Origin of the sequence: Gracilimonas qinghaiensis (assembly GCF_046602855.1) — a bacterium.
Classification (GTDB): Bacteria; Bacteroidota; Rhodothermia; order Balneolales; family Balneolaceae; genus Gracilimonas.
The window spans coordinates 212940-232265 of sequence record NZ_JBKINJ010000002.1 but is presented as its reverse complement, the minus strand read 5'-3'; the positions used below and the strand labels follow the sequence as shown (position 1 = coordinate 232265).

The window sequence follows — 19326 nt, the reverse complement described above, 5'->3', positions numbered from 1 at the left end:
ATTAACTACTACTTAATGCCCCAAAAATCTTAATTTCCAAAAAAGACAAGGCACATGATTGCATTATTTATAGTATTGGCTATCAGTTACGTTCTGGGGTCTATACCTTCGTCACTTTGGGTGGGGCAAATCTTCCACAAAATGGATATCCGGAAATTTGGAAGCGGTAATCTGGGTACGACCAACGCTTTTCGGAATTTAGGATGGAAATCAGGCTTAAGTGTTTTAGTACTTGATTTCATGAAGGGATTTGTTGCCTCCTATTGGGTAGCTATGTATGCTTTTGAGATCGGTAACGGACCTATTGCCCCTCCCGGATGGGAAGCCGATGCATTTTTGAAGATCACTTGTGGTCTGATGGCAGTGGTGGGACATATGTTTCCGATCTTTGCCAATTTTAAAGGAGGTAAGGGAGCTGCTACTGCCTGCGGTATGCTATACGGCATTGAGCCGATCTCGATCGGCATCTCATCGGTGATCTTTGTAGTAATTGTACTTACAACACGCTATGTATCTTTGGCTTCCATGACGGCTAGTTTTATCTACCCGATCAGTTTATTGGTCATGCGCTTCGGTTTGGGAATAAATGTGGACGGGAGTATCATTATTTTTGCGATCTTAATTGCAGCGGGCATCATTTATAAGCATAAGGCCAACATTCGGAGATTATTGGCCGGAAATGAAAATCGGGTCAATATTTACGGAAGTAAGGAAGAGAAGGAAGAGGAATCTGAGGAAAAGGACCTTAAGAAAGCAAAAGTATGAGCAATAAGAATGTAACAGTTATTGGAGCCGGGAGTTTTGGAACTGCTTTGGCTATGGTTCTTGATCAGGCCGGAAATAAGGTTCAGATCTGGGCCCGAGAGGCGGAAATCGCAAACCGCATCAATGAAGATCATATTAATCCTTCCTATTTAAATGATATTGAACTCCCGGAATCCATTATTGCCTACAATGATATTGACAAGTGTATAAGATCGCAGGATATGGTGGTTTTTGCTACACCTTCTCACGCACTGAGAGAGGTAGCTGAAAAAATTAAACCCTGCCTTAATGGACATGAAATTTTAGTCACTGTAGCCAAAGGTATCGAAAATGATACCTTCAATACCATGTCTCAGGTGTTGATAGAGGTCATGGAAGGCACAACCTTTGAAGACAATATCGGAGTACTGTATGGGCCGAGTCATGCTGAAGAAGTAGGTAAATTAAAACCGACTACGGTTGTGGCCGCTGCTTACTCAACCCGTACCGCTAAGATCATTCAGGAGACCTTTCTCACCCCCATGTTTAGGGTTTACGTCAATAATGATGTGATAGGGGTGGAAATAGGAGGATCAGTAAAGAATATAATGGCTATTGCTGCGGGTATCGTAGATGGTGCCGAGTTGGGTGATAATGCCAAAGCCGCTCTTATAACGCGCGGACTCCACGAAATGAAACGAATGGGACAAATGTTAGGTGCTCACTCGGATACATTTTCCGGCCTGACCGGCATGGGTGATCTGATAGTAACATGTACAAGTTCTCACAGTAGAAACAGATCGGTCGGTTACAGGATCGGACAGGGCGAAAAACTGGATGATATCATAAACAGTATGAATATGGTAGCTGAGGGTGTCAAGACCACGAAATCGGTTCGTGATTGGGCTGAGAAAAACGATATCGAGATGCCCATAACCCAGGCTGTTCACAGTGTTTTATTCGAAAATATGGATCCGAGAGACGCGTTATACAAATTGATGACTCGAGATCCGAAAGACGAAATTGTGATGTAAGGGTTACCTGTTTCGGATTGTTGGAAAAAACCGCAACATGAACCTTGTAACTCGCAACCCATAAGTTATGGAAGACGAATTTGAATTTTACATGCAGTACTCCAATTCTGTGGAGGTTTCGAAACTTACCCGGGGTGACCTAAAGAATCTTGTGCAGACAGGTGAAAGCAGTTTCCTGGAGTTCAAGCATAGTGTGGCTTCACCGGAAAAGATAGCAAGGGAGATTGCCGCGTTAGCCAATACAAAAGGTGGAACCATTTTGATCGGAGTTGAAGATAATGGTGAGATCATTGGCGTTGAAAGTTACCATGAAGAGGAGTTCTGGTTAAATCAAGCCGCTGTAGAGGAATGCATTCCTGAGGTGGATATCAAGATCGAGTTGGTTGATATTGGTGAACGGGATGTGTTGTTAGTGAAAGTGCCTGAAGCCACTGTAAAACCAATATATGTTAAAGGTAAGAAATATCGGCAGGTTTATGTTAGGTTAGATCACGAAAGTGTGGTTGCCAGTGATGAGTACGTGGAAGTACTGAAGCAAAATGCATCATCAGAGGGTGTTACTTTTGAATATGGAGAAAGGGAACAGCAATTGTTTCGCTTTTTGAATGAATATGGAGACATCACCGTTGAGAGGTTTTCGTTACTGATAAGTGTTACCACCTACCGAGCAGCCAAGATATTAGTAAATTTGGTGAGTGCCGGGATTCTTGATCTGTTTGAAAAGGATGGGGTGACGCATTATACTTTTTCCCACAGAACTTCGTAATTTTGACTCACTCTAAACAGTGTAGGTCCTATGAGTATACAAGAAGATAATTTAGATGATGTGATCTCTTCCCTTATCGATGTTGATGAGGAAGAAGAAACCGGAACTGCATCTTCCGGGATCGATCCCTTTCAAAAGGATGAACTAACAGGAGCACCTGTTGTTTTGACTGAAAGAGCTGCACGGCAGATCGAGAAGATCAAGCAAGAGGAAGGTCTCGAATCAAATTTATATCTTAGGGTTGCTGTAGATGGTGGTGGTTGTTCCGGGTTAAGCTACAAACTGGGACTTGATCACCGCACGGATGAAGACAAGGTCTTCGAAAGTCATGGCGTTGAGATCATTGTTGCTCCAAAGCATCTGATGTACCTGGAAGGGATGCACATCGATTACCCGGATGGCCTTGATGCACGCGGATTCACCTTCGACAACCCGAATGCCACTGAAAATTGTGGGTGTGGGACTTCCTTCGCTATTTGATCACTAAAAAGAATAGGATCCCCGTCTTTATGGGGATGGCGGGGTGTTGTGACGAGGAAAAACTTCTTTGTAAAATAAGCTTATAACCTACTGCATGTCATTCCCGCGAAGGCGGGAATCTTATTTTGCTTATAAGAATGATCGCCAAATTTTTTATTTTTATGAATGGAGCACGGATGACACAGATCTTCGCTGATCTAATATTTGTGTGAGATCAGTAGGGTACAACCAAATCATCGGTCAAGACAGAGAAATACTTTTTGTCGAGAGAGGCTACCGGAACTTTGAGGTAGTTTGCCGTTGTAGCGATCAAGGCATCTGGAGTTTCAATTCCATAACTTGCTCTGAATTTGTTCCTGAGAAATCCTGCTTCAACAGCTATAGATTTATTCACTGGAATAAGCTCAAAAATTGCTAGAAGATCTTCTAAAAGCTGTACTTCTTTTTCTCCTCTTATACCCGAATAAACTTCTGAGATGGAAATCACTGATAGAAGAAGATTATTCCTAAGGTTGGTATCTGAAAATTTATCTAATTATTTTCCGGAGAAGAAGTCATTCCCAACTGTTCTTTAACTCTCTTGACTCCTTCAACAGCCTTCAACTTCCAGTCTTCCGTCACATACCTGCGAACCATTAACACAGAGCAAGGGGCACGATCAGCAATGATGTCGGGGATGGTGCCAAATAGTACGTTTCGGATGCCCCACTCATGTGAAGCCCCTATGATAAGCAGATCATCCTCATGCTCTTCAAGTTCATCAAGGATACCTCCTGTTATATCGGTGGATTCTTTAACTATAATATCCAGCATATCAAAGTCACCGGCCAAAGGTTTTATGCGCTGACGGAGTTCTTCTTCCTCATTTTTAATGTTGGTACCCGGTTTAACCAATCTAATAACTCTTAATTTAGCTCCAACAGCGTTGGCAATTCGGAGCCCGATCTCCATCCCTAGCCGTGCGTGTAATCCTCCGCCCCATGGAACTGCCACAGATTTTATCACATCCAGCTCACGATCTTTCAAAACAGACAGATCTGATTTTAAATCCTTGATGATCCTTTGTACCGGGGTGTTATAGATCCGGCCTAAGCTAAAGCCTCCTTGCCAACCCATAACCAGCATGTCTGCTTTTCGTTCTTCTGTTTCCGATATCAACCCTTTGAAGATATCATGAGCAGCTGCAGAAGCCGATTCAAAAGTAGTGGAGGCCAGCGTTTCACTATCTTTTTCATCTACAGTTTCAGTCAGTGATTTTTGGCTGATCTCTTCGATACTCTCACGTACCGGCTTTTGTTCTTCAAGCATTCGGTTTACGGTAGAAACAGGAGTTTGAAACGGAACTTTCAGCATATTCAAACCGGTAACATGACCGCCTTCCTCTTTGCCGGTAGCAATGAGTTGAGAAATGGTAAGCAGAGCTTTCTCATGTTCCGGATTGGCTAAAGCGGCTATCACATTCCGTCCTTCATTCACGTTCAGGGCACGGATAGCAGGAGTCCATTCTTCAAATTCAGATTCATGAAGTTCAACGGGTGCTGTAAACATGCTGAAACCGAGTTCTTGCCAATTTTCTTTGAGTTCCGGTAGTGCATGTTCAATTTCTACACGTGATCGTCCCCAAGCCAAATACCATAATAAGCTTCCAATAATGAGCACTACAACGGCAATTTGTGCAAAAGTACCTGAGTAAATTATAATAGAGAGGCAACCTATGGCAGCAAGAATTTGTAACCACGGGGTACCGGGTGTTCTGTAAGTTGGTTTATACCAATCAGGATGGGAAACTCTTAACACAACGCAGCCGATATTTAGGGCAGCATAACTGTAAAGCTGAAGCACACTGGCAATTTTTGCAAGATCTTCAAGGCTTTCAAGCAGTAAGAATAAGAGGGCAAGCACCCCTGTAAGAATGATGGCACGGTATGGAGTAAGTAATTTCATATGGATCTCCGCAAGCCAATTGGGAACCATGCGATCTCTTGCCATAGCAAGATTGATCCTGGACGAAGCCATGATACTGGCATTTGCTGAAGAAAGGGTTGCTAACAGTCCTGCGATGATCACAGCTACAGCTCCGGGGCTGCCAAGGATGGTACGTGCTGCTGTAGTCAATGGGTCTCGTACATCGGCAATGGTAGATTGTTTGAACATGCCGCCGATCACCAAAACAATGATCACATAAAGAACAGTAACTAATGCTACAGAACCAATAAGTGCTCGCGGCAGGTTTTTTGATGGATTTTTGATCTCTTCAGCAACGGCAGCGATCTTTACAAAACCAAGAAAGGATACAAAAACGAGAGCCGTAGTTGCTGATATGGAATCAAATCCAAATGGCATAAATGGGTCGTAATTGGAAGCATCAATATGAAACACTCCCATTACGCTGAATGTGCCTAATATGACAAAGAGAATAAGAACCACCACCACTTGAGTTCGGCCAGACTCTTTGGCACCGATAACGTTCAAAATAGTTAGAAGTACGCCACCTATTACGGCACCCCAAAATGCAGTTATGGGTAGGAACTGAGACAGGTATTCACCCAACCCGAAAAGATAAAAAGCGATGGCAAAAGTTAAACTAAGCCAGATCCCAACGCCTGATATGGCACCCATTGCAGGTCCTAACGAGCGGGAAACAAAAAAGTAGTCACCTCCGGAAGTAGGCATGCCGGTAGCCAATTCAGCAGCGCTTGAAGCGGTGATCATACAAACAACACCGGCAATGAGGTAAGCAAAAATAGCGGCCGGGCCTGACATTTCCAGAGCCACACCGGCTAATAAAAATATCCCTGCACCGATCATAGTTCCGGCACCAATAGTCAGGGCATCCCAAAAACCAAGTTCACGCTTTAAATCTGCCATAGGGTAAGTTTATATATTTATGAAACAGGGAGAAACTAATACCTATTTAAGACAAGTAAAATGAGAAAATGATCTTTTTTTGGTCAAGAATCTTCGTCTTTTTTAGCTATCAACCTAACACCGCGCTTAAAGGTTAGGTAGTGCCATACCCATTCAGCAAATACCCTGAACCGGTTGCGGAAACCGATAAGGAAGAAGATGTGGATCAATCCCCATAACAGCCAGGCAAAGAAACCGCTGAACTTAAAGCCCCGGATATCAGCGACAGCTTTGGCGCGTCCAATCGTTGCCATGGTTCCTTTGTCAACGTACTCAAATTCCTTGCGGACTTTATTCTTTAGATCATCCTTGATCAGGTTACCTAAAAATTTCCCCTGTTGAAGTGCAACCGGGGCAAGTCCCGGAAGGGGGTCGCCGCTCTCATCCTTTACGTGGGCGGCATCGCCGGCAACAAAAATATTAGAGTGTCCTTTGATCGAAAGGTCCGGTTTAACGATAGCACGTCCAATTCGATCGGTTTCTACCTCAAGTTCTTTGATCAAAGGAGAAGCTATAACGCCGGCTCCCCATACGATATTGGGAGTTTCAATAAAGCGACCTTCTACCTCTACTCCGTTTTTCTTGATGTCTTTTACCGGCGTTTCAAGTAGGACTTCAACGCCCATATCCTCCAGGGTTTTCTGCCCTTTTTTGGAAAGTGGATCTTCAAATGCATTTAAGATCCCATCCATAGCTTCAATCAGATAGATCTTGGTCTCATCCGGTTTGATGTTTCTGAAATCCTGCATCATACTTCGTTTGGCGATCTCAGCTATAGAGCCGGCCATCTCAACACCGGTAGGGCCGCCACCTATGATCACATAGGTCAGATATGGTTTCCGTTTCTCCGGATCATCGATCTGTTCAGCTTTTTCAAGAGAAAAAAGGATGCGTTCCCTGATATCTAAAGCATCAGAAATTGATTTTAATCCCGGTGCGTGTTTCTTCCAGTCTTCATTACCAAAGTAATTATATTGGGCTCCCGGTGCTAAAACAAGATAGTCAAAGGAATGGGTTGTACCATTTTCCAGGTGAACAGTACTTTTTTCATTGTCGATACCCGTGACTTTACCAAGAACAACTTCTACATTTTTTTGTTTACTGAATATTGCGCGGATCGGCATGGCTATATCCCCGGGGGAAAGAGCTGCCGCAGCAACCTGGTAAAGCAAAGGCTGAAACAAGTGATGATTGGTCTTATCAATGATGGTGATATCGACATCAGTGGATGCCAGTTTTTGTGCTGTTGAAATACCGGCAAATCCGCCGCCTATAATAATTACGTTCTTACTCATTCCTTTTTGGTTGGTTATGCAAGAGTCAACAAGGAGTTAGGTGATTTCATTTACAAGCGGACGGATCAGTTCATTTTGGCTTGCGCTTCCAATACGATCTGTTCTACTTCTTCCTTACTGATGGTTTCCTTGGTGTTACAATACTGGCATACTACCTCCTGCCCCTCGCCTTCCATATCTTTAAGATCATCGAGGCTGAGTAAAGACAATGCGTTCTTGAATCGCTTGCGTGAGCAACGGCAGAAGAAATCGACAGGTTGTCGGTTAAGCTCTTTTACTTTCAGTGGTGAAACAGCCTTAGCCATTATCTCATCGATATACTGTCCATCAGATAAAAGCTCGTCAATGGCAGGGAATGATCCGAGACGTTCCTGCAACATATCGATCTGACCGTCCGGTGCCCCGGGCATGCGCTGTATCATGAGTCCTCCGGCATGGGTTACTTCACCTTCCTCATCAATTCCGACATCCAACAGTAAAGCGGATGGGATCTGTTCGGATTGAGCCAGATAGTGAGCTATATCACTGGTGATATCACCATTTACGATCTCTATACTGCTGGTTCTTGGTTCAGCTTCATTATATAAGACCTTGGAAAAGGTCAGGATCCCGAGTCCGATGCCATCTCCGATCTGGACTTCAGGGTTGGTATAATCCAACTCAGCTGCAGGATTGCCTACGTATCCACGGATCTCTCCTACCTGATTAGCTTCAGCTACCAGGAATCCGATAGGGCCGTCACCATCCATTCGCAGTTGAATACGTTCTTCACCTTTCAATTCAGAGGCCAACAGCATAGTTGCAGTCATGGCCTTACCAAGCACAACGGTATTAAGCAGTGAAAGTGAGTGATTACTTTTTGCGGTTTTTACGACCTCAGTGGTTTTGACAACAGAAATTTTAAAGTGACCATCAGTGGTAATCCCCTTGATGAGACGGTCTTTGAAATTATATTCTTCAATATTCATAGGAGTGCTAACAGGATCTTTTTTTATAAGATTAATAAGTAATAAAGATACGCAGAAAATTAGATTTTATTGGAAAGGGTCCTATTGATAAAATTTATGCAACAGTTTACATTTTATGGGTCAAGGCTACATTTGAGGCTCAGTATCCTTCAAACCAATGTAAGCCAGAATTACTCCGAAAATAACGGTTGTAGTTGCTATTAGTAAGATACTTTCGATTGCTATGTTATTATCCAGCATCCATCCCATTAAAAAAGGACTCAGAGCCGTGCTGAACACCATGATGGAGGCAAACAGGGAGCGAACGGTTCCGATCATTTCTTCTCCATACAGTTCAGCATATAAGGCCGATTTTGTTGTGCTGCCAAAGCCAAGTGTCATTCCCATCAAAGCCATGTATAAAAAAGCAGACCAGATACCTGGATGATAGAAGGCAACTACCAAGCCAAATCCCATTGGAATAATATAAAAAGGGAATATTACTGTAGCACTCAGTTTGTCAATTACAGGACCAATGCCAAGAGAGCTTATAATTCGAGCTACGGCAAAAAAGATGAAGGCAGAGGCAATGATAGCTGCAGTCCATCCAAGTTGTTCAGCAATGGAAACCTGATACAGAAACAAAGCGGTTGCCCAGAAAGGTGGAATCAGTATAGCGGGTATAATGAGCCAAAATTGGCGATCATTAACAATCTGAAAGTAGGAACCAGAGTCGTTTGAGTCATCTTCAGCCTTTTTAACTCTTTGATTAGATTGTTCAATATCAGATTTGTTCAACACATAGAGGATGAACGGGATAAAGATCAGGGCAATAATGGCTGCGATGATACCCCAGGTTGTACGCCAGCTGGTGATAGCAAGGAGAGCGGCAATACCTACAGGTAGGATGCCTTCGCCGATAGGATATCCCAGGCTGGAAATGCTCAGTGCCTTCCCGCGCTGTAATGTAAAATATCGGGCCATGGCGGTTTCGGCAGTATGACCGCTGAGTCCCTGTCCGGACAAACGAAGCATTAAAATACCGGCGAACAAAAAACCGATATGCCAGGAAAATGCCATTGTTAAAGCGGCTATCAATAATCCGCTAGCCACATATAAACTGTATCTGCCAATGGGCAATACGTCTATCCATTTACCTAGGTAGGGAAGGATAGCAGCACTTGCCAGCGTTGCTGCAGAATAGATAGAACCAAAGGCTGCGTTGGACAGATCAAAATCGGCCAGAAAAAAGGGTACGAATAGTGAGATCAGAAAAGTCTGACCAAAACTCGAAAAAAAGGTAAACGAAAGTCCAAAGCTAAGGACTTTTCTCTCTTTCAGAACAAAGGTAAGGTAACTCAAAGAATGCGGTATTCAGATTTTTTGTCTAGTTAATGCGCAAAATACCGCTATTTAAGGCGAATCTATATTAAAAAGTGAATGTATTACTCTATCTAACGCATAAGAATGGTCTATTCCTGTTTGACTTAGTATTGGTTTTTCAGAAGTTAAATTTCACCCAATAAAAAAAGACACTTCGGTTTATAAAGTGTCTTTTCAAGTATTAAATATATTGTATTGGATGATTAGTCGATGAATCGTTTGTATACGCTACCGAGTCGACCTGAGATATCTGCATTGGAAGAATACTTATTCTTGATCTTACCCACAGTTTCAATACGCTTTTCAGCCAACGCATTGGAAGCTTTGTGAGCCGGTATACTATGTTCCTCAGAGTAATCAAGTATATCGCTAATGGTGTTATAAATATCACCGGCATTCTGAAGGGCACGATCTTCATTGTACCCTTCAAGTTCACTGGCAATGTTGATGATGCCACCGGCATTGATGACGTAATCAGGTGCGTAGATGATGCCTTTGTCGAGTAGCATTTGTCCGTGTTTGTCTTCTTCTTCCAGCACATTATTGGCTCCACCGGCAATGATATCACATTTGAATTGCTTCATGGTGTCATCATTGATGATCCCGCCTAAAGCGCATGGTGTAAAGATATTCACATCCAATCCATAAATATCATCGGGGTCTACAAGCTCAGCACCGACTTCTTCAGCCAAGGCTTTTGCTTTGTCTTCATAGATATCACTGATATAAAGTTTAGCACCTTCTTTGGATGCATGACGTGCAAAATATGAAGCCACATTACCGGCGCCCTGCAGAGCGATCTTCTTGCCTTCCAATGAGTCATTTCCATAAGCCTTCTTGGCACATGCTTTAGCACCCATATATACGCCGTAAGCTGTAACAGGAGAAGGGTTGCCACTTCCGCCCAAAGCCTTGGGAATCCCGGTCACATACTTAGTCTCGGAATAGATCCATTCCATTTCCTTTTCGGTCATCCCGACATCTTCTGCGGTGATGTAGCGCCCGCCAAGGCCGTCAACAAAGCGACCAAAAGCACGAAACAAGGCTTCTGTTTTATCTGTACGAGCGTCGCCGATGATGATAGCCTTACCTCCGCCAAGATTGAGTCCTGAAATGGCTGATTTGTAAGTCATTCCGCGGGAAAGACGAAGAACGTCACGCAAGGCAGCTTCTTCCGATTCATAATTCCACATGCGTGTTCCGCCAAGTGCAGGGCCTAAGGTGGTGTTGTGAATAGCAATAATGGCTCTCAGGCCGGTATCCGGATCTGAACAAATGACGACTTGTTCGTGTTCGTTATTGGAAAGTTCGTCAAAGATCGGAAATTTTGAGCTAGAGTAATTCAAGGTCTTTTGGTCTGTTGTTAAACTGAAGATATTTAAGCGTTCCAATTCAAAGGAAACGCTTCCAAAGGTCCGCATTTATTTAGTGATTCTCAATCTGAAAGGGCTCATTTCATACTAAAAGATGTAAGTGAGAGTTCTCATTGCAAACAGAGGCCTATTCAGAGTGGTTTTGAAAATAAAGCTCAGAATGATGCTGATTTTCTCTGTGTAAATGGTATTTTATATAATTAATGAAAACGCGAAAGGCGTTGGCGTACCGGTCTGACAGCCGATCAGCCTCTATGAATAAAAATAAAGCAAAAAATAATCATGTCATTCCGCTGGACGTTCGCGCAGCCGGAACAGGAAAAGTCTGCCTCCGAATTAGGGGAGCAACTTGGAATTCCGGCCAAAATAGCCCGTTTACTGGCTATACGCGGCATAAAAACTTACGATGATGCAAAATACTTTTTCAGACCTAAGATAGAGAACCTCCACGATCCTTTTTTAATGAAGGATATGGAAAACGGAGCAGAACGGCTGGCCTTGGCCATTCGCCGAACTGAAAAGGTACTCGTTTATGGAGATTACGATGTAGATGGAACTACGGCTACGTCATGTGTCTATACTTTTTTGAAGGAATTCGGTGTGGATGCTGATTACTATATTCCTCATCGCTTCAAGGAGGGCTACGGCATTAATCCGGATGGGATAAGGTATGCAGAGGAGATCAATGCCTCACTCATCGTCTCTGTTGATTGTGGCATCACAGCTATAGAGGAAGCCAAGGAAGCTAAAGAAAAGGGCATCGATCTGATTATTTGTGATCATCATACTGTAGGAAATGGCATCCCTGATGCTGTGGCCGTTCTTGATCCCAAGCGACCCGATTGTGAGTATCCTTTTGATGGTTTATCAGGAGCGGGAGTAGGGTTCAAGCTTATTCAGGCAACCATAAAGAAACTGGGATTGCCAAAGTCGGTTTCTTATCAGTTCCTGGATCTGGTGGCTATTTCCATTGCTTCTGATATCGTCCCCATTATAGACGAGAACCGCGTACTTATGAAAGCCGGGTTGAGCATGATCCGCAAGAGGCCGCGTGTAGGTATTCAGGCTTTGCTGGATCTTATCAAAGTGAAAAAAGAGGAGGTGAATACCTCGAAGATCGTGTTCTCTATCGGGCCGCGTATCAATGCTGCAGGAAGAATGGGAGATGCCAGTACGGCTGTAAAACTTATGATCTCAGAGACAATGGCCGAAGCAAAGGCTCATGCTCATGAGCTGGAGTCCATTAACATGAGGCGCCGCGATACGGACTCCAAAACTATGAAGGAAGCCATGAAGCAGATCGATCAGGATTTTAATATGGAGGAGATATCGACGATCGTACTTTATGCTGAAGACTGGCATCTCGGTGTCATCGGTATTGTCGCCTCGCGATTAGTGGATCTATATCATCGGCCGGCCATTATGCTCAGTAATGTAGATGGCAAGATCAAGGGCTCAGCCCGAAGCATCAAAGGCTTCAATATTTACAACGCAATTAAGAAATGTGATGATCTGTTGGAGCAGTTTGGCGGGCATGAGTTTGCTGCAGGACTGACACTATCTGAAAACAACCTTACCGAGTTCAGGAGACGGATGAATGAACTGGCCTTCAGCGACTTGTCTGATAACTCCTTTGAACCCGAATTGACCATAGATGCCGATCTTGATCTTGCAGAAGTAGACATGAAATTCTGGAAATTGCTGAGTCAGTTTGAACCCTTCGGTCCCGGAAATATTCGTCCGATATTTGTAAGTAAAGGTGTTACCGTTGTGGGTGAACCGACCATAGTTGGAAACGGTCACTTGAAAATGAAGATCAAGCAGGGGCAGTCCGGCTCCTTTGATACCATCGGGTTTAATATGCATGAGTATCTGCCTTCGGTGCGAACCGGCGATCCTTTTGACATTGCTTACGTGTTGGAAGAAAACAATTGGAATGGACGGCGAACACTACAGTTAAGGTTAAAAGATATTCATATTCCTTAAGTTGCCGGTTAACGATCTTAAATTGACTCAAGTGTTCCTGATAAAGATCTTCAATGAATTTTGAATTCAGATAAGAAAATATTGTTTAAGGTTTGTAAACCCATTATCTTTGCCGTCCTTGTTTAAGGGACTGTAGCTCAGTCGGTAGAGCAACGGACTGAAAATCCGTGTGTCGGCGGTTCAAATCCGCCCGGTCCCACACTCAAGTAAAGCCTTGACTCGCATATATTTATAGCGGCTCAGGGCTTTTTTATTATAGGCTTTTCATTCCCTAAATATGATATTTGGGTACGATTTGGGTACTGAAATATGAAGTGTCAAGATAAATTGAAGTTCATATCCTTCCATTTTGAGCTAAGGGTAAATTACCTGTAGACTCCGTTTCACCTTAACTAAAATGGAGACCCATGATTAATTTAGAAGAGCACATCAGCCAAGTAATAACCCAAGCTGTTTATGAAGGTATCATGGCAGCAATGAAAGATATAGAACGAACTATATCAAGAGTAACCACACCTCCTTATTTAATAAAACAGGGCGTTATGGAGTTAACAGGATGGAGTGGCAGGACTATCTAAAATATGCGTGATAGCGATCAAATCGATTACGTTCAACATGGTCGAAAGATACTCTACCCGACACAGGCTTTGTATGACTTCCTTGAGAACGATAGAGTAGATAATATTAAACAGTAATAAACAGGGTCTTGGGTATTCACCAAGACCCATTTTTGCAGCTGAAACTCACTTCACTTAAAGCTTCTATAAAATAGTTTCAAGAGTATGACAACCCCTGGCACTCTATCTCCTTACATTAAATAAAACCCATTCTTAGAGGGGATCTAGTAATTAAATCATAGCTCCTATGTCTTTACCTGATTACTTAATAGAGTGCTCAAAGTGTTCATTCTCAGCTACACCACAAAGACAGGCCCCACATACCTGGTATGTCCTGGACGGGTTAACGTATAAAGTCAGACCGGAGATAGGGTGGTGCTATGACTGTTGCACAGTACAATGGCGGGTCCCCGGTCTTAGTCTTCTAACTCTACATGAGAATATCAATCTATTGAAGAAAGGAGCTTTGCAGATAGATAATAACCTGCTCAGCCTTTTGTTCAACTACCGCAATGACCGGCAAACAGCTTACAGGATTCAGGAGATCAAAAAGCGCCTGCTGGAGAGCATATGTTGGCAGCTACGGGAAGGCATGTCGCAAGAAAAAGTTAAGGAATTGCTGGGGCCACCACAGCATATCGAAGATGGATCAATATCAATTTGGAGGTACACGAATGGAGGTTCTATAACTTTTATGGGTGGTAAAGTTTTCAGTTGGAGTGAGCCACTCTAGGCCATTAAAACACAAATTCTTTCATAATAACTACCTTCATTGTAATCGCCGCGCAGTTTAAACGCGGGGTCGTTATTGTTCTTAAAGTCATCACTCCTTAACTAATCAAAGAAGTGAAATATTCAGGAATATTGGTTTCGAAAGTCATTCGTTCTTTGGTAACCGGGTGATTTATTGAAAGTTTAGCGGCATGAAGACAAAGTCGCTTAATCCCCTTTTCTTTTCTCCCATACATTTTATCGCCCACAACAGGGTGCCCGGTTTCTGCAAAATGGACACGAATCTGGTTTTTACGACCGGTTAAAAGGTTAACCTCTATCAAACTGTAATCATCTGATTCCTTTAGGACCTTGTATTCTGTTTTCGAAAGTTTACCGTCTTCTGAATCTTCTCCCACGGAATATACTCGGTAAATCGAATTCTGAGCAAGGTAGGAGCTTAGTATCCCCTCCTTATTTCTAAGTTGACCATTTATAACCGTGTAATAAATTTTGGTCGCTTTCTTCCAATTATTCTGAAGGTATTTTCTCGACTGCTCGCTTTTAGCAAGGATTAAAATTCCTGAGGTGTCTTTGTCTAACCGATGTACAATAAAGACTCTTTTTCTGGATTTAGGATTTCCTTTTCGGACATAGTTGCCAAGCAAATATTCAACGGTATTATCCCTCTCTTTGTCATTAGGGACCGTTAACAAGCCATGTATTTTTTCGATGACGATGATGTCATAGTCTTCATACAAAATTGTAATGCCATTGGGATGATACCTTTTTGGAGACCCTTTAAATTTTTTTCGCTTTTTTTTCATGATCAAGGGTAGCAAATTTTGTAATGGAAAAAAGCTCTAGCCTTTGAATATTTAATATTAAACAAATTGCCGGTTCAGGATGGGGTATATTTTGTAGAAATATTATCAAACTCCGAACCGAATGCATTCACACCAAGCGTTTTGAATCGGACGCAGGCGAGGTGCGATGGAATCTTGTTTGTAAGGAATTAATTTCGCTACTTCTAAGAAATCATAATCCCCGCGCCGTATAAACGCTGGGTCGTTATATTGCAAAAAACTATAAATTGGAAGAACTACTAAAAAGAGATACATAAAATCTTCGAGGAACAATACCCCAATTCGGAAATCACGCATAATGCATTGAGCTATGAAAAAATCTCGATTTATCGAATCTCAAATCATCTCTATTCTTTCCCAGCATGAGCAGGGACGCAAAGTAGCCGACTTGGCTCGCGAACACGGAATTAGTCTGGCCACCTTCTATAACTGGAAATCGAATTAAAAACAATTGCCTGCGGAAGCGGATGTGTTTTTTTGCCCGACTTCAGTCCTGATTCCTTTATCGCTTATTTCAAGGGCCGTTAGGAAGGGGGTTGTTTTATATGGTTGGTGTTGGGCGATTTTTCCGGCTGCAACAGGAGCTTTTCCCTGATTTTTTCTGCTCTTTGATAGATCTCGGCGAATGAATCACCAAATAAATTGAATCGGGCCAGCCATGTTCCGCTGGTTCTGGATTGAGCAATTTCTGAGCCTGCCGGAGTCATAATCTCTATATCTGCGGCTTCTATTTCGTGGCTCAGGTTTAATAGTTCCTCCGATTTACCTTCTCCATAGGTAACGACGTGAAATTGTCCGCCGACCCTGGATCCGTCATTTTTTTTAAATGATTCCTGTAGGCAGTTTTCATCTTCTCCACACGATAAATAGGCCATAGCCTTATACAAAGAGATGTTATAGGTTCCCTTGTAAAGATCTTCCCACACTGAAGCAGAGCGGCCATTAACTTCTGTCGCAGTGATCCAGTCACCCTTGCGCCATATCTCCACATTCCAAAATCCCCGATTGATCTTGTGATTTTTAACCCGCTGCAGGGCATACTCTTTAATATTATCCAGAACATCCGGCGGCAGTAAAGAAGGTGTTGCATAAACATCAATGGAATTTCTGTCTCCCGGATAATAAATTTCATCAGATTCCGCCCAGAAATGGGGATTGCCCAGGCTGTCGAACCATCCTTCAATACAGTGTTGCTCAGCATCCTCAACTAATTCTTCTACCACCATGATATTTTTAGTGGCCAAAGGATACTTGTCCAAGTCAACATACCTTTCAAAAAACCTGGTATAAAGCTGCAGCAGGGGCGGTAGCTCCACTCTTAATTTTTTAACTATGCTGTCCATCTCCTCCTGAGAATCAACTCTATACTGATGTAGAGTCATTGTTAATGTGGGCGGTTTGATGTAGCAGGGATAGAAAGGTTCAAGCTCGCCCCATTCTCCCGTATCTAAATCAATGTAATCCGAACAGATAGAGGAAGGCTCTTTGCGGCGGGAATAATATTTATGATTGGTTAAAAACATGGATTCAAGAGACGGGCCTGGAATATCGTGACGATCGCAGAGGACACCGGCCACGAGATTAGCTAGATCGTGGGTATAGACAATTCCGTCAATATGATTTTCCTCTATATACAGAGAACACTGTTCTGTATATTTTACTAAGTCAAATGCGGCGCCTGGATAAGGATAGTTAAAATCTTTGTCCTCCATCCAATGGATCTGGTAATCATTATCAATGGACTTTAACCCCTCTCTGTCACGAAGTGTAGGTAACATGACTTGAATATTTTTCATATTCTCATTCTCTCTTTTTACTTATTTCTTCTCTAGATGAGAAGAGTTTTTATCATAGCCAAAAGCAGTTAAACCCACCTGCAGACAGATTCACGATCATTCACATTGGTTATTTCTACCGCCGGACAGAGTTTAAAGGTTCTCTCTTACATACTAATGTATTCCTCTATCTCAATGTCAAAAGCTTAATATACACTTAGACTATATTATAATATGAGTATCTTTTTTTGAACTATCAATCAATTTCTGTCTTACAAACCCACAGGCGGATTATTCATTACCCTGTACATAACGAATTAATAAAAGCAGGATGAAATTCATTTGGGAGAGAATATCCTGCAAGTATTTTGGAGTCCCGGAATTCCGGGTTGCCGGCACTGAGAATAAATGATACCCGGCGATCTTCATCCTTACATCAATAGCTTAGTTCTCCCAGTATTTGTACAGAGGTTCCTTCTCGCCTGTGACAGGATCCTGTTCCGGGAGCGGTACATTTTTGATATTTTCCAAGACCTGCGGGCGTTCACTCTTCTTGCCTGTACACAGATCATAACTTCGTCCCCCGGGATAAGCGCCAACCACTTGAAAGTCATCGGAACTGCTAAGCCGGCAATGTCCTACACCGGCGGGAATCACAATGACATCGCCCTCAGATATCGAGATTTCTTCTCCCTTATCGCCGCCCATTTTGACCTTCGCCGATCCACTGATAACCGCCAAAACCTCATGCGTTGTGCTGTGATAGTGATGGTATGAATATATGCCGTTAACCCATGCATTTCGCCATCCATTGTCTTCGAGCAAGTGTTTGCAAGTTTCAGCTCCCCTCTGGCCCGGGTCTAGAGCATCAAGATAAACCAATAATGGTAAATTGGGATTATTGGGAATAGAGCCGTCATCTTCAAATAAATAGGTACTGCATTCTTTCATAAGTCATCTCATTTCTAAAATTCAGGTTACACTGCTGCTACGAACCCATCATTAATACGGTAGCTCGATCCGCTGACAAAAGATGGTTTTCGGGACGCGAGGAAAGCGGCTACCGCTCCAGCCTCTTTAATTGTACTGGGTCGATTGAGCTCGATGTGCGGACAATGGTTTGATAAGAAGTCAGCAATTACTTGTTCTTTGCTGATGTCTTGTACCTTTGCCCAGCCTCCTTTACAAGCTTATAAATGTCGCCGGATTTCATAAGATCAGCAACCACCCCATTACACTGGAACCATGGTTGCGCTGTTGAGCGGCCGCTTCTTCAAGCTCTTCCTCATTCCCTGCACAAATGACCTCTTGGGCCAATGCTTCTGCAATTCCATATCTGATACCTTTGCTGCCGCCGGTACCTAATACTGTACGGGCTTCTATCTCGAGATCCATATACTAATTATTTTTGTTGTCTTTGGTTCATTCACTTAAATTTGATGCCGGTGGATATCATTCCAGTATATTAATTGAAACGGAGTTTAAACCCGCTGAACACCGATTGGGCGTTTAACGGGAATGGATGCCTTTGTTTAAACATATAAGCAATGAAGACGCCAGTCTTTTTAAATTACCCTTTAGACAATCTTTCTTTTGCATGATGTGGACCGCACTTAAAATTTTAGGATATATATTGTTAGCCTATGTTGTAATCGTGCTTATAGTAAGTCTCTTTCAACGACAGCTAATTTATTTTCCGGCCCGGGATAGCGAAGAAAAACTGATCAAATCCGCCCAGTCTAAAAATTTAGAACCATGGCGAAATTCTGAGGGAGAGCTGATGGGCTGGAAATCCCCTGCTCCTAAACCGAATGCTGAAACCAATGCCGTGCTCGTATTCCATGGTAATGCAGGGTACGCACTGCATCGCGATTACATAGCTGATGGCTTACTGTCTCAGGAAACAGGAAGCCCGTGGCAACTCTACCTGTTTGAATATCCGGGATACGGTTCTAGGCCCGGAAGCCCATCAGAACAAAATATTAAAGAATCAGGGGCCAGGGCTTTTAGTGATTTAGTGGACTTGGACCATCAGAATATATTTGTCTTTGGAGAATCGATTGGAAATGGAGTGGCTTGTTATCTGTCGCAAAAGTATCCGGAAAAGGTAGATGGAATGCTTCTTGTAAGCGCCTTTACATCTATGGCTGATATGGTCCGGGAGCATTACTGGTATCTGCCTATAAGACTTTTGCTAAGGGAAAATTATGAGAATATTGAAATGTTGGAAGGCTACACCGGGCCTGTCGCATTCCTATATGGAGAACAAGATCGCATTGTACCTCCGCGTCTCACAAAAGAATTATTTGAATCTTATCAGGGCCCAAAAAAGATATATTCCCAACCTAACAGCGGTCATAATACCATGAATTATGATTCCGAAGCCGATTGGTGGGAACTCGCACTCACATTTCTGACAAAGCAATGATTTGATGGATGTAA

Annotated in this window: 17 protein-coding genes, 1 tRNA gene and 2 pseudogenes; 10 read left to right on the top strand and 10 right to left on the bottom strand. The window is 42.9% G+C overall.

What is annotated here, in order from left to right; genetic code table 11:
• Nucleotides 1-54 precede the first annotated feature (54 nt).
• The 4 genes from plsY to ACKGJO_RS10960 all read left to right on the top strand — a co-directional run bounded on the left by plsY (nucleotide 55) and on the right by ACKGJO_RS10960 (nucleotide 3024).
• Entirely contained in the window at nucleotides 55-765 is a 711-nt protein-coding gene (gene plsY / locus ACKGJO_RS10975; protein ID WP_411323484.1) for a glycerol-3-phosphate 1-O-acyltransferase PlsY, read from the top strand.
• A complete protein-coding gene (locus ACKGJO_RS10970; protein WP_411323483.1) occupies nucleotides 762-1778 on the top strand; it encodes an NAD(P)H-dependent glycerol-3-phosphate dehydrogenase in 1017 nt (338 codons plus the stop codon). Before plsY ends, ACKGJO_RS10970 begins: the two co-directional genes overlap by 4 nt.
• 67 nt (nucleotides 1779-1845) lie before the next feature.
• A complete protein-coding gene (locus ACKGJO_RS10965; RefSeq protein WP_411323482.1) occupies nucleotides 1846-2544 on the top strand; it encodes an AlbA family DNA-binding domain-containing protein in 699 nt (232 codons plus the stop codon).
• 30 nt (nucleotides 2545-2574) lie between these two features.
• The gene (locus tag ACKGJO_RS10960; RefSeq protein WP_411323481.1) at nucleotides 2575-3024 is read left to right on the top strand and encodes a HesB/IscA family protein; all 450 of its coding nucleotides are present in this window, start codon (nucleotides 2575-2577) and stop codon (nucleotides 3022-3024) included.
• A gap of 214 nt (nucleotides 3025-3238) precedes the next feature.
• Here ACKGJO_RS10960 and ACKGJO_RS10955 read toward each other — a convergent pair.
• The 6 genes and pseudogenes from ACKGJO_RS10955 to ACKGJO_RS10930 all read right to left on the bottom strand — a co-directional run.
• Nucleotides 3239-3517 (bottom strand): annotated as a pseudogene (locus tag ACKGJO_RS10955) (PIN domain-containing protein); the annotation flags it as partial.
• Between the two features lie 38 nt (nucleotides 3518-3555).
• Entirely contained in the window at nucleotides 3556-5892 is a 2337-nt protein-coding gene (locus tag ACKGJO_RS10950; RefSeq protein WP_411323480.1) for an amino acid permease, read from the bottom strand.
• Between the two features lie 83 nt (nucleotides 5893-5975).
• On the bottom strand, nucleotides 5976-7226 hold the full coding sequence (locus tag ACKGJO_RS10945; protein ID WP_411323479.1) for an NAD(P)/FAD-dependent oxidoreductase: 1251 nt from the start codon (nucleotides 7224-7226) through the stop codon (nucleotides 5976-5978).
• A 65-nt stretch (nucleotides 7227-7291) separates the two neighbouring features.
• Complete coding sequence (gene hslO, locus ACKGJO_RS10940; RefSeq protein WP_411323478.1) at nucleotides 7292-8194, bottom strand: Hsp33 family molecular chaperone HslO; 903 nt, start codon at nucleotides 8192-8194, stop codon at nucleotides 7292-7294.
• Between the two features lie 126 nt (nucleotides 8195-8320).
• Nucleotides 8321-9535 carry an MFS transporter gene (locus ACKGJO_RS10935; protein ID WP_411323477.1) on the bottom strand — a complete coding sequence of 405 codons (1215 nt, stop codon included), beginning with the start codon at nucleotides 9533-9535 and terminating at the stop codon, nucleotides 8321-8323.
• A gap of 224 nt (nucleotides 9536-9759) precedes the next feature.
• The gene (locus ACKGJO_RS10930) at nucleotides 9760-10902 is read right to left on the bottom strand and encodes a Glu/Leu/Phe/Val family dehydrogenase (protein WP_411323476.1); all 1143 of its coding nucleotides are present in this window, start codon (nucleotides 10900-10902) and stop codon (nucleotides 9760-9762) included.
• 309 nt (nucleotides 10903-11211) lie between these two features.
• On the opposite strand from ACKGJO_RS10930, the gene recJ reads away from it, so the two are divergent.
• From recJ to ACKGJO_RS10910, 4 genes are all read left to right on the top strand, one after another.
• Nucleotides 11212-12915 carry a single-stranded-DNA-specific exonuclease RecJ gene (recJ, locus tag ACKGJO_RS10925; RefSeq protein ID WP_411323475.1) on the top strand — a complete coding sequence of 568 codons (1704 nt, stop codon included), beginning with the start codon at nucleotides 11212-11214 and terminating at the stop codon, nucleotides 12913-12915.
• 126 nt (nucleotides 12916-13041) lie between these two features.
• A tRNA-Phe gene (locus tag ACKGJO_RS10920) sits at nucleotides 13042-13114 on the top strand.
• A gap of 208 nt (nucleotides 13115-13322) precedes the next feature.
• A complete protein-coding gene (locus tag ACKGJO_RS10915) occupies nucleotides 13323-13493 on the top strand; it encodes a hypothetical protein (RefSeq protein WP_411323474.1) in 171 nt (56 codons plus the stop codon).
• A 490-nt stretch (nucleotides 13494-13983) separates the two neighbouring features.
• Nucleotides 13984-14265 (top strand): hypothetical protein, encoded by a 282-nt coding sequence (locus ACKGJO_RS10910; protein WP_411323473.1) that lies wholly within the window; start codon nucleotides 13984-13986, stop codon nucleotides 14263-14265.
• Nucleotides 14266-14362: 97 nt separating this feature from the next.
• Here ACKGJO_RS10910 and ACKGJO_RS10905 read toward each other — a convergent pair whose 3' ends face one another.
• Nucleotides 14363-15070, bottom strand: a complete 708-nt coding sequence (locus tag ACKGJO_RS10905) for an RluA family pseudouridine synthase (protein WP_411323472.1) — start codon at nucleotides 15068-15070, stop codon at nucleotides 14363-14365.
• Nucleotides 15071-15419: 349 nt separating this feature from the next.
• Between ACKGJO_RS10905 and ACKGJO_RS10900 the strand changes: the two are divergent.
• Nucleotides 15420-15548 (top strand): annotated as a pseudogene (locus ACKGJO_RS10900) (transposase); the annotation flags it as partial.
• A gap of 85 nt (nucleotides 15549-15633) precedes the next feature.
• On the opposite strand, the gene ACKGJO_RS10895 reads toward ACKGJO_RS10900, so the two are convergent.
• The 3 genes from ACKGJO_RS10895 to ACKGJO_RS10885 all read right to left on the bottom strand — a co-directional run bounded on the left by ACKGJO_RS10895 (nucleotide 15634) and on the right by ACKGJO_RS10885 (nucleotide 18279).
• Nucleotides 15634-16905 (bottom strand): ATP-grasp domain-containing protein, encoded by a 1272-nt coding sequence (locus tag ACKGJO_RS10895; RefSeq protein WP_411323471.1) that lies wholly within the window; start codon nucleotides 16903-16905, stop codon nucleotides 15634-15636.
• A gap of 423 nt (nucleotides 16906-17328) precedes the next feature.
• Nucleotides 17329-17835, bottom strand: a complete 507-nt coding sequence (locus ACKGJO_RS10890) for a cupin domain-containing protein (protein WP_411323470.1) — start codon at nucleotides 17833-17835, stop codon at nucleotides 17329-17331.
• Between the two features lie 258 nt (nucleotides 17836-18093).
• Nucleotides 18094-18279, bottom strand: coding sequence for a hypothetical protein (locus ACKGJO_RS10885; protein ID WP_411323469.1), 186 nt, complete (start codon nucleotides 18277-18279; stop codon nucleotides 18094-18096).
• 202 nt (nucleotides 18280-18481) lie between these two features.
• Here ACKGJO_RS10885 and ACKGJO_RS10880 point away from each other — a divergent pair, with 202 nt between their 5' ends.
• Nucleotides 18482-19312: an alpha/beta fold hydrolase gene (locus ACKGJO_RS10880; protein WP_411323468.1), complete on the top strand. Its 831-nt coding sequence runs from the start codon at nucleotides 18482-18484 to the stop codon at nucleotides 19310-19312.
• The last annotated feature ends 14 nt before the right edge of the window (nucleotides 19313-19326 follow it).

Coding starts and splice junctions, on each gene's coding strand:
- plsY (WP_411323484.1), top strand. CDS start 55: ATGATTGCATTATTTATAGTATTGGCTATCAGTTACGTTCTGGGGTCT.
- ACKGJO_RS10970 (WP_411323483.1), top strand. CDS start 762: ATGAGCAATAAGAATGTAACAGTTATTGGAGCCGGGAGTTTTGGAACT.
- ACKGJO_RS10965 (WP_411323482.1), top strand. CDS start 1,846: ATGGAAGACGAATTTGAATTTTACATGCAGTACTCCAATTCTGTGGAG.
- ACKGJO_RS10960 (WP_411323481.1), top strand. CDS start 2,575: ATGAGTATACAAGAAGATAATTTAGATGATGTGATCTCTTCCCTTATC.
- ACKGJO_RS10950 (WP_411323480.1), bottom strand. CDS start 5,892: ATGGCAGATTTAAAGCGTGAACTTGGTTTTTGGGATGCCCTGACTATT.
- ACKGJO_RS10945 (WP_411323479.1), bottom strand. CDS start 7,226: ATGAGTAAGAACGTAATTATTATAGGCGGCGGATTTGCCGGTATTTCA.
- hslO (WP_411323478.1), bottom strand. CDS start 8,194: ATGAATATTGAAGAATATAATTTCAAAGACCGTCTCATCAAGGGGATT.
- recJ (WP_411323475.1), top strand. CDS start 11,212: ATGTCATTCCGCTGGACGTTCGCGCAGCCGGAACAGGAAAAGTCTGCC.
- ACKGJO_RS10915 (WP_411323474.1), top strand. CDS start 13,323: ATGATTAATTTAGAAGAGCACATCAGCCAAGTAATAACCCAAGCTGTT.
- ACKGJO_RS10905 (WP_411323472.1), bottom strand. CDS start 15,070: ATGAAAAAAAAGCGAAAAAAATTTAAAGGGTCTCCAAAAAGGTATCAT.
- ACKGJO_RS10895 (WP_411323471.1), bottom strand. CDS start 16,905: ATGAAAAATATTCAAGTCATGTTACCTACACTTCGTGACAGAGAGGGG.
- ACKGJO_RS10890 (WP_411323470.1), bottom strand. CDS start 17,835: ATGAAAGAATGCAGTACCTATTTATTTGAAGATGACGGCTCTATTCCC.
- ACKGJO_RS10885 (WP_411323469.1), bottom strand. CDS start 18,279: ATGGATCTCGAGATAGAAGCCCGTACAGTATTAGGTACCGGCGGCAGC.
- ACKGJO_RS10880 (WP_411323468.1), top strand. CDS start 18,482: ATGATGTGGACCGCACTTAAAATTTTAGGATATATATTGTTAGCCTAT.